The sequence below is a fragment of the Acinetobacter sp. TY1 genome, from assembly GCF_048551395.1.
In the GTDB taxonomy this organism is placed as follows: domain Bacteria; phylum Pseudomonadota; class Gammaproteobacteria; order Pseudomonadales; family Moraxellaceae; genus Acinetobacter.
Genome location: NZ_JBLYZK010000007.1, coordinates 64,483 through 77,117 on the forward strand (window position 1 = coordinate 64,483; position 12,635 = coordinate 77,117).

12 protein-coding genes are annotated in these 12,635 nt (G+C 37.8%); all 12 read right to left on the reverse strand.

Annotation, left to right across the window (positions count from 1 at the left end; genetic code table 11):
- Positions 1-19: 19 nt before the first annotated feature.
- The 12 genes from ACK2M2_RS06370 to ACK2M2_RS06425 all read right to left on the reverse strand — a co-directional run bounded on the left by ACK2M2_RS06370 (position 20) and on the right by ACK2M2_RS06425 (position 12,415).
- Positions 20-211 (reverse strand): hypothetical protein, encoded by a 192-nt coding sequence (locus tag ACK2M2_RS06370; protein WP_419346744.1) that lies wholly within the window; start codon positions 209-211, stop codon positions 20-22.
- Positions 212-436: 225 nt separating this feature from the next.
- On the reverse strand, positions 437-928 hold the full coding sequence (locus ACK2M2_RS06375; RefSeq protein ID WP_419346747.1) for a GNAT family N-acetyltransferase: 492 nt from the start codon (positions 926-928) through the stop codon (positions 437-439).
- A 93-nt stretch (positions 929-1,021) separates the two neighbouring features.
- A complete protein-coding gene (locus tag ACK2M2_RS06380) occupies positions 1,022-2,221 on the reverse strand; it encodes an acyl-CoA dehydrogenase family protein (protein WP_419346749.1) in 1,200 nt (399 codons plus the stop codon).
- A gap of 37 nt (positions 2,222-2,258) precedes the next feature.
- Positions 2,259-3,554 carry an acyl-CoA dehydrogenase family protein gene (locus ACK2M2_RS06385; protein ID WP_419346751.1) on the reverse strand — a complete coding sequence of 432 codons (1,296 nt, stop codon included), beginning with the start codon at positions 3,552-3,554 and terminating at the stop codon, positions 2,259-2,261.
- Positions 3,555-3,797: 243 nt separating this feature from the next.
- Complete coding sequence (locus ACK2M2_RS06390; protein WP_409510465.1) at positions 3,798-5,183, reverse strand: ABC1 kinase family protein; 1,386 nt, start codon at positions 5,181-5,183, stop codon at positions 3,798-3,800.
- 207 nt (positions 5,184-5,390) lie between these two features.
- On the reverse strand, positions 5,391-5,696 hold the full coding sequence (locus ACK2M2_RS06395) for a hypothetical protein (RefSeq protein WP_409510464.1): 306 nt from the start codon (positions 5,694-5,696) through the stop codon (positions 5,391-5,393).
- A 176-nt stretch (positions 5,697-5,872) separates the two neighbouring features.
- Positions 5,873-6,532, reverse strand: a complete 660-nt coding sequence (locus ACK2M2_RS06400) for a methionine ABC transporter permease (protein ID WP_419346754.1) — start codon at positions 6,530-6,532, stop codon at positions 5,873-5,875.
- Complete coding sequence (locus tag ACK2M2_RS06405) at positions 6,525-7,583, reverse strand: methionine ABC transporter ATP-binding protein (RefSeq protein ID WP_419346757.1); 1,059 nt, start codon at positions 7,581-7,583, stop codon at positions 6,525-6,527. Before ACK2M2_RS06405 ends, ACK2M2_RS06400 begins: the two co-directional genes overlap by 8 nt.
- A gap of 37 nt (positions 7,584-7,620) precedes the next feature.
- Positions 7,621-8,451: a MetQ/NlpA family ABC transporter substrate-binding protein gene (locus ACK2M2_RS06410; RefSeq protein WP_409510462.1), complete on the reverse strand. Its 831-nt coding sequence runs from the start codon at positions 8,449-8,451 to the stop codon at positions 7,621-7,623.
- Between the two features lie 87 nt (positions 8,452-8,538).
- Entirely contained in the window at positions 8,539-9,978 is a 1,440-nt protein-coding gene (locus ACK2M2_RS06415) for an LLM class flavin-dependent oxidoreductase (protein WP_419346759.1), read from the reverse strand.
- Positions 9,978-11,201, reverse strand: coding sequence for an SfnB family sulfur acquisition oxidoreductase (locus tag ACK2M2_RS06420; protein WP_419346762.1), 1,224 nt, complete (start codon positions 11,199-11,201; stop codon positions 9,978-9,980). The genes ACK2M2_RS06415 and ACK2M2_RS06420 overlap by 1 nt, the downstream gene beginning before the upstream one ends.
- Before the next feature lie 11 nt (positions 11,202-11,212).
- The gene (locus ACK2M2_RS06425) at positions 11,213-12,415 is read right to left on the reverse strand and encodes an SfnB family sulfur acquisition oxidoreductase (protein WP_419346765.1); all 1,203 of its coding nucleotides are present in this window, start codon (positions 12,413-12,415) and stop codon (positions 11,213-11,215) included.
- Positions 12,416-12,635: the final 220 nt, after the last annotated feature.

The window sequence follows — 12,635 nt, forward strand, 5'->3', positions numbered from 1 at the left end:
AGCTAAAGGGTGAAATAGGTCATTGTTTAACGGCAGTAAAACAATGCGGAACAAAACCTTGCACTCGTAACTCAATTTCACCCCACGCTAGCTGATCTTTATATAAGGTCATAAAGGATATTTTAGTTTGAATGACCACTACTTTTTTAAGTCCTGATTTAAAAATCAAAAGTTCAGCACCTTGAATATCAATTTTTAAGTGGATCACCATCAATCGGATTGGTACCAATGTCAATAATTTCAGTCAGTCGCTTGGTTTGTAATAGTTTGGCTAATATATTCATATATTCGACAAAGATAATTTTTTAATTTTTATCATGTGATGCTGATCATTATTTTATTGTGTTACACATTCCTTTTCAGCTTACTTTCTTTGATGTTTTTTAAGTAGCTGAAAAGGGTAAATATAATGTAGTAATATCAATATATTTGAAAATTAGTGATTAAGTTCTTTTTTCATCCAAATTTCACAAGCATGGCTATGACCAGTGTGACCCATGGGCTGAGATAGGTGTTTGAAGCCTAATTTTTCATAAAGTTTTACAGCTTGCCATAAGTCTTTTGTCGTTTCCAAATAGCATGCATTGAAGCCGTGTTGTTGGGCGAAATCGAAGCCCAATTGTAAAATTCTCTTAGCAAAACCTAAACCACGGACTTCGGAAAGAAAATACATCTTCTGAATTTCTAAAATATCAGCCGCACCCATGAGCGGTGATAGACCACCACCACCCAAAATTTCGCCGTGTTGATTTTCAACAACCCAATACATAGCGTTGGACTGAGTATAAACGGCATACAGATCATCAAGGATTGGGTCAGCAACAGCAAAGCCTGATTCAGCAGCAAGTCCAAATTCGGCTGATACTTGACGAATAATCTGGGCTAATGCGACATTATCGGTTGCTTGAATAGGGCGTAATGTATACATGTGAAATATGAAAATAAAAAAAGATGGACTTTTATAACAAAAATCCATCGATTAAGGTGAAATCTAGCGCTTTAATTCATTCAATAATTTATATTATTTCAGTTCACTTGATGATTTACCTAGCTCACGGCGGGCAATTATCAATTGCTGAATCTGCTGAGTGCCTTCAAAAATATCAAGAATTTTCGAGTCACGTGCCCATTTTTCCAATAATTCATCTTCGTTGTAGCCTACACTCGCTGCAAGTTCTACACATTTCAGTGTGATTTCATTACAGATTCGACCTGCTTTGGCTTTGGCAATGGAAGCTTCTTTTGAGTTTGGTTTGCGATTGTCTGCCATCCACGTTGCGCGCATAGTGAGTAGGCGAGATGCTTCCCATTCTGCTTCCATATGGTAAATTTGTGCGGCGATATTGCTTGACTGTAAATATGGCGTTGCGTAATTGGCATCAATTTGGTCTTTAAAAATTTCCTTAATGCGTTCAAGAGATGCTTTTGCACAACCGACAGCCATTGCTGCAACTAAAGGGCGAGTATTGTCAAAGGTTTCCATAACCCCTGCAAAGCCTTTTGCTACATCAATTTCAGCATTGCCGAGTAAATTTTCACCTGCAACACGGCAATCAATGAAACTAATTACGGCAGTATCTGATGCTTTAATGCCAAGCTTGTGCTCTAGGCGTTCAACCTTCATACCCGGTGTACCTTTTTTAACAACAAAGGATTTGATTGCGGCACGTCCAAGCTTTTTATCGAGTGTTGCCCAAACCACGACTGAATCGGCACGTTCACCTGAAGTCACAAATATTTTTTCACCATTTAAAATATAATCATCGCCATCTTTGGTGGCTGTGGTACGAATTGCAGCAGAGTCAGAACCACAACCTGGCTCAGTAATTGCCATTGCCGCCCAAGTACCTTTAAAGCGTTCAAGTTGTTCATCATTAGCAACGGCTGCAATAGCAGAATTCCCTAAACCTTGACGTGGCATTGAAAGAAGTAAGCCTGTATCGCCATAACACATTTCAATGACACCAAGTGCAGTTGACATATTCACGCCATTTTTATTACTTGAATCGGTATCACCACGTTTATTGACTGCTGCGCCAGCATTCATGCCATCACCACCATCATTCATACCATCAAGTAGTGAAGCGAGCATATCGAGTTCTTTGGGGTAGGCATGCTCAGCTTTATCATATTTTCGTGAAATTGGACGTAAAACATTCAGTGCTGTTTCGTGTGCTTGATCCAAAAGCATTTGAAATTTTTTAGGATTCTGTAAATTCATGTGATTATTCCTTTCGTATTTCTATTGTTCTTATGGATTAAGCATGTAATGCTGATTTTATAATCGCTGTTGCACGTAAGTCGCGATACCAACGCTCGACAGGGTGTTCTTTGGTAAAACCATGACCGCCTAGAAGTTGTACACCATCTGTACCAATTTTCATTGATTTTTCAGCGCACAGTAAGCGTGCTAGATACGCTTCACGGTGGAAAGGTTGACCTGCTTCAGCAAGGCTTGCTGCATTGAGAACGAGCATACGCATCGCATCAATTTCAATTGCCATATCGGCAATCATAAATGCCACACTTTGACGATGAGAAATAGGCTCGCCAAAGGCTGTACGTTCATTGGCATATTTGACGCAATAGTTTTTCACGGTTTCACAGGTGCCAATTGCAAGTGCACACCACATTAAATTACCTAAATCTAAAAAAGCAGTGTAATTAAAATCATCATCACCCAAACGTACAGCAGGAGTATTGTCAAATTTTAAAGTGACGGTTTCCGCTGCTTTTAAACCCATTGCTGAAGATTTACGTACAGTAATGCTGTCATGGCGTTGAACAATAAAGACATCAGCTTGATCATTTAATTCAGCACTGACAATAAAAAGATCGGCTGTTTCACCTAAAATGACTAAAGTTTTTTCACCTGTAATGGTATAAGCACCGTTGCTTGCAGTCGCTCTAGTTTGAAGTTTGTAGGGATTAAATGCAGGTGTCGCCTCTTGAATGGCAAAACTTGCTTTAAGTTCTGGGTCATTAGCAAAAGCAGGCAGATAAGTCGACTGCACTTGTACAGAACCCCATTGGGTAATGGCGTTAATTGCACTAAAAGTTGAAAGTAAACCTGCTGTTAATGTGAAATCACCTGTGGCTAAGGTTTCAGCGATTAGAATATTGCTAAGAATGTTTTTTTCAGTTGCAACACCACCAAGTGCTTCAGGCAGAGCATAAAAGTTCAGTCCTAAATCAATACTATGTTGCCATAGTTCTTGTGGGAATGACTCATTGTGATCGGCATTGTGTGCTAAAGGATATAAAACTTCAGATGCAAACTGTTGCATGGCATCCACAGTCATTTGCTGTTCTTCTGTCAGACTGAGATCAAATAAACCTTTTTGTTGATTAGGAAGGCGCTGTTTTGTGACTTTAGCATCCGATTTAAATGCTTTTTGTGTTGCTGATAGTGTTTTAAAACCTGCTTTTGAGCCTTGATACAGTGATTTTTCGACAAATTTACGCAATTTAAGTTGATCAAGTAGATCGCTACCTGCAATTTTAGTCAATATATTTAAGCCCAACCCCTGAGCTTTATTTACCATGTTGGTCATTCCGTAGTGCCTGTTCTTGTATTGGTATGTTCAGTATCGTGCCACGCAAAAATATAAAAAACTATGTCGCATTTGACATGGGAGTTGACCTAAGATAAATGGTAGTAGGTGTGTGTTTTATTGATTTAAATATCTAATTTTTATTATTTATTTATTTACTTGTAAAGTGCTAAATTAAGTTAAATTGACCAAAATGACAAAAAATAAAGATTGTCATTTCGGTCTAAACAATATGAATGAATTTTATTTTTTAGCTTGGACAAATGGTGTAACCATTTTACGGACATTGGTCTTGGCTTCAATGACGGTCATAAAAGTATATGCACCAATAAATTTACGACTAATAAACATAAATTCTTTCGGTGGAATGCTGAAATAACGTGATGTCATTGATTTAGATGCACGTTGCATCACACGGCTATGTAGTTGGCTTTTTTTCCAATCATAACGGTGATGTTCATCCATTACACCTGTAGGTAAATCAGGATTATTCAATGGTGTACTAAAAGCTTCAGTAGCAAGTAAAAATACTTTTGCCATATCAGGTTTTATGCTTTGAGGCATATTGTCAAAGAATTCATAACCTGACATTGAACTGACCATATCTTCAGCATTATGATGATAGCCCGCTTTAATCAGGTTGCGCGCAACAGAAAGTAATTGTGTATCAAACTGACGAATGGCACCAAAATCAAGCAAAATAATTTTATCTTGAATATCTGCACCATTACCTAAACGAACCAAATAGTTACCAAAGTTTGGATCGGTTTGCATTTCACCCCATTCAAACAGTTCACGAACGGCAATTTCAAGTGAGGCTTCACCCAATAAGTTACGGCGTTCTTGAGGTAAAGAGAGCATAACGGGACTATTAATGGGTACGCCACGTTCAAAGGTCATACACAAAATTTGATTAGTGCAATATTTATCAATGATGTGTGGCACGACGTAACGCGCATCATCTTTAAGGCGATCAGCAAAGCGTTGCGTGGTTGCTGCTTCGACCTGATAGTTGACTTCACGATGCATCATTTCACGGACTTCATCGAACCATTGATCAAATTCACGTGTTTGTGGCACCATGCGTGTCAGTTTCAGCATGTTTTTAAATAAGCTCATATCTGAGTCAATGGCATCTGCCACACCCGGATATTGAACTTTAAGGACAATTTCTAAACCATCAGAATTACGTGTTGCGCGGTGTACTTGTGCGAGTGATGCTGTACCAATCGGTTCGTGATCGATAGTCAAATCGTTTAATTTTGAACCTAATTGAGCTTTCAATTGTTCATGAATAGCAGGCCATGCTAATGCAATCGTTTGATTATTCAGTGTATTGAGTGCTTGAGTGATTTCTTCAGGTAAAAAATGTTCGCCATATAGTGCCATCATTTGCCCGATTTTCACGATCGAGCCTTTGAGTTTACCGATTTCTGATACCAAATATTCGGCTTGTTCCTTCATAACTTTTTTACGCTTTCTCTCTTTTTCTTCTTCACTTGAAAAAATAGAACCTGCACTAGAAGCAGCCCAACGGCTTCCCGCGAGTAATGATGCTTTGGCAATAGATAAGCGACGATCCATAGAGGAGGTCTTTAACTCTTTAAGCTTATCGTTCTGATCTGACATGAAGATGAAATCCTTTGAGAGATGCACACAGGTAAATTATAGTGAATCTTACCTGTTCTGAATGTATTAAACTAGTTTAATGAGATAGACATGATGCTTTACAATCCGCCTCATCATACGGCATTTTTTGAATATGACAATGCTACAAATTATAAAAAATAGTTCATTTTAGTCAGGATTTTAGCCAATAGGTAATTACAAAAAAAATTACATATGATATTGAATTTTAATTGTTTCACGCTTCATTAACTGAGTTTTATTTAGCTGAATATATTGCGTCATCAGTTCTGTCACAGCAGGATGTTGAAATCCTGAAGCATAGCCTTTGACAATGATAATACTTGGCAGGCTAAAAAACAGATAGTGAGCATCTTCAAGCGTTGCAGGACTATAGATGCCTTGCTCGGTTAGTACATGTTGAAGAAATTGTTTTTCAATATGAACAATGTTGGAGTGTTGATCATTCCACCAATTTTGGCGCATTGCCAAGAGGTTATTATGTTTGTAGCTCATAGGAGAGATTTAAATGACTAATCAATACTTTAATATAGTGTGAATAATGAAAGAAATACAAGTGACTTTGTTTGATCTTTTTTTAATAGTTAAGTAAAGCATTGGATGAATAAAAAGAGGTCTTGTTGATTCGAAAAAATCAAAGACAAGACCATTTAAAGATCAATATTTTATGTTTAAATTTTACGTTTATCTAATTGGTGAGATAAGGTATCACCAATCGCTTGAACACAAATGACTAGAATTACCAATACGACAATAACGGCAAGCATGATCTGCATATCAAAGCGTTGATAGCCATACCTGTAGGCAATGTCACCTAAACCACCTGCACCAATTGCACCTGCAATAGCAGAAGAGTTAATCATAGTGACGATTGTGACAGTAAAGCCAGCCACAATACCAGGTAAAGCTTCAGGCAATAATACATGCCATATAATTTGCTTACGATTACAACCCATTGCTTGAGCAGCTTCAATTAGACCACGATCAACTTCTCTTAAACTTACTTCGGCAATTCGTGCAAAAAAGGGAGTTGCTGCGAGCGTTAGTGGAACGACAGCAGCCCATACGCCATAACTTGTACCAACAATCCATCGCGTGAATGGAATTAAGGCAACCATTAAAATTAAAAAGGGAACAGAACGTGTAATATTGACCACACTGCCTAAAACTTTATTTATCCCTTTTGATGGGTAAATGCCGTGTTGGCTTGTATTGACCAAAATGACTGCCAAAGGCAAGCCCATTAAAAATGCAAAAAATGCCGATATACCCACCATTAAGACGGTATCAGTTGTACCGCTAATTAATAAATCAATGAGTTGATTAGACATAACCGAGTACCTCTAAATCTGTTATTGCTGGAGCTAATACTTTTTTTAATGCAAAGAGATTGAGTGTTGTATTTGATACTGCAATGATGAGCGAACCAATAAAATGTCCTTGAATGGTATCGATATGACTTTGATATAAATGTACAGGCACATTAAATTGTTCAAAAATAATTTTAAAATCAGGACACTCTAAAAGTGTTGTGGAATAACTTAGTTTTAAAATGGTCTGAGTACGCTCTGGTGTAATATCTTTGTGTAATACCACAGGAAGATCTAATTGTTCAAAGCTCAGTAATTCTTGGGTAATGGCTTGTTGTGGTTCAGAAAATACCGACCACACTTGTCCAGCTTCTACAATTTCACCTTGTTCAATTACAACTACCTGATCACAAATCTCTCGAATGACTTGCATTTCATGGGTAATTAAAACAATGGTAATACCTAATTTCTGATTGATTTCTTTTAAAAGTGAGAGCACGACGGCAGTACTTTCAGGATCAAGTGCCGATGTCGCTTCATCACAAAGTAAAATTTCAGGATGATGAACGAGTGCGCGCGCAATACCCACACGTTGTTTTTGTCCACCAGAGAGTTGTGAAGGATAATTTTCTATTTTTTCACTCAGCCCAACAAGATTAAGCACTTCTTTTACACGAGGCTCAATTTCAGATTTTGAATAACCTGCAATTTTTAATGGCAATGCAACATTTTCATATACTGTTTTTGCAGACATAAGATTGAAATGTTGAAAAATCATGCCTATTTTTTGTCGAAGTTGAATGAGTTCGGCGTGTTCTAATTGAGCTAAATCTTGCTGGTGGATTAAAATTTGCCCTTTACTGATTGATTCAAGTCCATTTAATGTACGTATTAAAGATGATTTTCCCGCACCACTTTTACCAATAATACCGAAAATTTTACCCTGCGGAATATCTAAGTTGATATTTTTAAGTGCATGTATTTGGGTGTTTTGAATATCATAATATTTATCTAAATTTCGAATTTTAATGTGTGGGACTGTGAAGTCGACCTGTGAACCAAAACTAACCATAATTCTTTCCTTATGCTATGGATGATATTCTGGGAAGTTACTTCCAACCAGGGAACCAAAGTGTAGGACCAAAATCTGCATCTAATGCCTGTTTTACTTTTGGTGAGTTTTGATAAATCTCAACGAATTTTTTGAGCTTATCGTCTTTGTCAACATAGTCATCACGCACTGCAAATAAAATGGCAAAGCGTTTATCTGTATTGGAATCAAAAAGTAAGGCTTTTTCAGGATCAGCGGTTTTCGCCATGCGTAAATAATGTGGATAACCAAATGCAAGATCGACATCATCAATAGCACGTGCTGTTTGAGGACCTTCAACTTCTGTAAATTTCAAGTTTTTGGGATTTGTTGCAATATCATTCAAACTTGCTAAAAAATTATCAGGTTGTTTAAGCGTAATCAGTTTGGCTTGTTGTAATAACTGTAATGCACGTCCCTGATTGACAGGATCATTGGGAATGACCACTGTGGCATTTTGAGGTAGAGCATCAAAGCTATTATATTTTTTGGAATATAAACCAACATGCGTTGCTGCACCGACTGCAAAGCCTTTGATTTTAAAATCTGTTTCTTTTTTTGCATTATCAAGAAAGGGTTGATGTTGAAAGAAATTGGCATCAATATCACCGTGATTGAGGGTAATATTGGGTGTGTTCCAATCGGAAAATTCCACCAATTTGACATTAATACCTTGATTTTTGGCTTCATCTGCAGCCACTTGTAACGGTTTAGCAAAAGATGGACTGATACCAATCACGAGTTCATTTGATGTCGTTTTTTTATTATAAGTCCATACCAAAAGCCCTATGACTAATGTGGCAATGACTACGCCAATGAGCGAAAGTTTAGATTTTGAAGCTTGTCCCATGATTTACCTCTATAATTTTAAGTCGATAATGTGATTACCATTAATGTCATCGTCATCATCGAAAATGTTTTAAAAATGTGGATTACTTTACGCAGTATGCTTTTGTTGCGTGCTTAGATGATGTTGCACAGAATCTTTATTCTTTGACGTGCTTTTACATCGGAACTGCTGAACTGGGTGTGTTTCTGATAAATGATCACCTTGCTGAAACAGCTTGTGACGCAAACTTCCATCTTCATACGCTGTTTTATAACGTCCGCGTTGCTGTAATTCAGGAATGACCAAGCGAATAAAATCTTGATGCGATTCAGGTGCAACGGTTCGCGTAAGATTGAAACCATCGATACCCGTTTCATCCAAAAACTGAATCAATTTTTCAGCGACAGTTGCACCGCTACCGACAATGAGGGGATAACGACCGCCCAAAATATGTTGGGCTTTTAAATCATTAATGGTGGTTTTTTGTTCTTTAAATTTTTTGTTTACTGAGGCAATACTATTGGTTGGTTTGTAGGGAATCGCTTCATTTGCTGCAAACTGAGAAAGATCAATACCGACAGAGCTTGAAAAATGGGCAAGACCAGCTTCAGGACTTGCATAGTGAATGTACTCAGTGAGCTTTTTCTGCGCCAATTCATCAGTTTCAGCCGTTACTACAGTAATCCCGACAAAGAGCTTAATTTCGTCAGGATTTCGACCTTGCTGTTGGGTTTGCGCCCGAATTTTGTCCACTTGTATTTTTAGTTTTTCAGGACTATCTGCACCAATAAACATAGCTTCAGCGTGTTGCGTTGCAAAAGATAAACCTTTAGCTGATGCGCCTGCCTGATAAAGAACAGGTGTTCTTTGTTTTGATGGTGAAACTTGAAAAACGCCCTGACTTTGATAAAACTTACCTTGATGTTGAATCTCATGAACTTTATTTGGGTCTGTAAAAATGCGATTGATCTTATCCTTTTGAATTGCATCATTTTCCCAAGAACCTTCCCAAAATTTGTAGCAAAGTTCTAAAAATTCTTCGGCTTGTTCATAGCGTAAATCATGATCTTTCAGACCTTTATGTCCAATCAGCCGTTCAGCACTATCGAGATATCCTGTAACGATATTCCACCCAATACGACCTTGAGTGAGATGATCAAGACTGGCAAAACGCCGTGCAAATTGGTAAGGAGATTCATAGCTTAAATTGACTGTAATGCCAAAACCAAGATGCTGAGTGACTGCTGCCATCGCTGAAACAAGTGTACTTGGGTCATGACTTGGCAATTGAATCGATTCTTTTAAGGTTAAATCAATATTATGTTGATAAACATCATAAACGCCTGTGATATCAGCAATAAATAGGCCATCAAATAAACCCTTTTCTAAGGTTTCTGCTAGTTCAGTCCAATAACTTAACTCATTAAAACGATTTGATTGATCACGAGGATGTGTCCAAAGTCCATGATTTATGTGACCGACAGAATTCATATCAAATGCATTTAACAAGATTTTTTTAGATTTAGATCTGTTAGTAATATTTGTCATTACAATGTCCCTCTGCGTGGGGGAGAAATGCCGTTTAACACATGATTGGCAATAAAGTAATATTTCCAGCGTGAGGCATCATGTAGTGTATGAACACGGGCATTACGCCAAAAACGGTCAAGCCCATCCTCACGTTGACTACCACGACTACCTGCGAGCTCAATCAGTTTAGATGATGTTTTTAATGCTGTTTCAGTGCTATGTGCACGTGCTTTGGCGACATCTAAAGAGGCTTTGGCAATATTTTCAATCGTTGGATGTGGACGGGCAGCATCAATTGAACGAGCTGCTTGTTTGAGTAAAACCTCACTTGCACGAACATCGGCAATAATGCGACCCAATTCATATCGTGTTAATGGGTCTTCTATTGCAGTTGCCACACCTGAATCGATCCATGGACGAGCTTGGCGAACACGTACAAGCGTTTCTTCAAATGCCGCACGTGCAATACCTGTTTCAATGGCTGCATGCATAATTTGCGCAATTGGTCCAACGAGTGTAGGTTTAGTAAATGCGTTATCAAACGGAATGATGTCTTCAGCAAGTACTGGCACTTGATTGAATTTTACAGTGCCACTACCAGTAGTTCTTTGTCCAAATCCCGACCAATCATCAATCAGCTCAAGTCCTTGACTGTTACGGGGGACAAACGCCAAGAATTCACGTTGATTTTCATCTTTTACCAAGGTTGGAATCCGCTGTGCAAATAAGCTTCCTGTGCAATAAAATTTTTCACCATTGATTTCGAAGTCTTGTGCCATTTGTTTAATTGAGGTTTGTTTTTGGGCTGAATTTTTAGTTTTAAATTCAGCTAAGGCATTACCAAAACGTGCACCTTGTAAAACTTCGGCATACAGTTTCTTTTTTTGTTCGAACGTACCTGTATTACGCAAAACCTCAAGGGCATAAAAATGATTTTGTGGAATTTGTCCAATCGAACCATCTACACCGCTCATGAGTGCAATGATTTGCGCGAGGGTATAACTTGAAACATCTGCTCCACCAAACTCTGTAGGTACTGTAATTGCCCATAGTCCAGATTGACTATAGGCTTCAATTTCATCAAAAGGTAAAATTCGTTCAGCATCACGTTGTACAGCATGGGTTTTAAATTGTTCTGCCAAATGCTGTGCAATTTCTAAAGCTTCCACATCAGATTGAATGATATGTGCATGTGAAACTAGCTTGGGTTGAAATGAAACAATATTTTGAAATGAGGTCATGTGGCTTCTCCTTAAATCCAAGCATGTCGAGCAGGCAGTGTATGATTGAGGTAATAATCACCCAAGGCATGTAATTTCCAACGGACAGGATCATGTAAGGTATGAACACGGGCATTACGCCAATGTTGATCTAAATTATGGATACTGAGACTTGAACGACTACCACCAAGTTCAAATAATTTTTCTGAGATGTGTAAGGCTGCATCATTGGCATAGACTTTGGCTTCAGCGACTAAAATAGAGGCTTTCGCTGCTTGTTCATTGGAAACAATATCTAGAGCATCAAGTTCATCTAAATATTCAGCTGCTTCATCAAGCAATAATATTGCAGCATCTAATAAGACAACTGACTTGCCAACTTCTTGTAATGTGTAATGCTCAAAACTGGCTTTTTCGACTTGTGCATCGACAATTGGGCGAGCTTTTTTGACTGCTGAAAGTGTATCTTCAAGAGCAGCTTCCGCAATTCCTACATCAATTGCAACTTGAATGAGCTGTGAGAATGCACCACGATAATTCGTTTGATTGGAAAGTTTACGCTCATCAAAAATAAGAAGAGGGTTGACTTTTACTTGTGTGAGTTTGACTGTACCACTAGACGTTGTTCGTTGACCAAAACCATTCCAGTTATCGATGACCTCTACACCGTCAGCTTGTCGATCAATAATTGTAAGAACAACATGACCATCAGGGTGAATGGCTTTAATTGCGAGCCAATGTGCGAAAGAGCTACCTGTTGAGTAAAATTTTTCTCCATTGATAAATAAACCACCATCTTTTTCAATTAATGTTGTGTTGAGCGTTTTTGTATCTTTAGTATGGCGTTCAGGGCCACCGTTGGCTAAACGTTTACCTTTTAAAATTTCATTAAAAACAAAGTGTTTCTGTTCATCTGTACCCATAATGTCAATCATGTTAAGTAAAGCAATTTGATTTTGAGGAATCTGTCCGAGGCTGGAATCTGCTTTATTGATGATGCGGAAAACTTGTGCGAGAGTTTTATTTGAAACAAATGCACCACCAAATTTTTTAGGAATACGTATACCGCCTAATCCCTTTTCACTAAAGGCATCGACTTCAGCAAACGGTAGCAGTCGTTGCTGATCACGCTCATTACGTCCTTCCAATGCAAAATCTGCGACTTGATAAGCTGCTTGAATTGCATCGAGATCATTTTCAATAATATGAATATTTTCAAAGATTAACTGAGACATAAAAACACCTATATTTGATGTTTAAAAGCTAACCTTGAAAAGTGGAAAGATTAAGCAATGGATTGTGAATAACTTATATAAATATAATTTAAAAACAAATTTTGCTATATTTTTCATTTTAATGAATATGCTAAGTGATTGATTAAGATTAGTTTATGGGCTGTGCTTTGGGGGTGGAAAAACCAATTCAGATAGACTTATCTACATTTCAGATATTTTA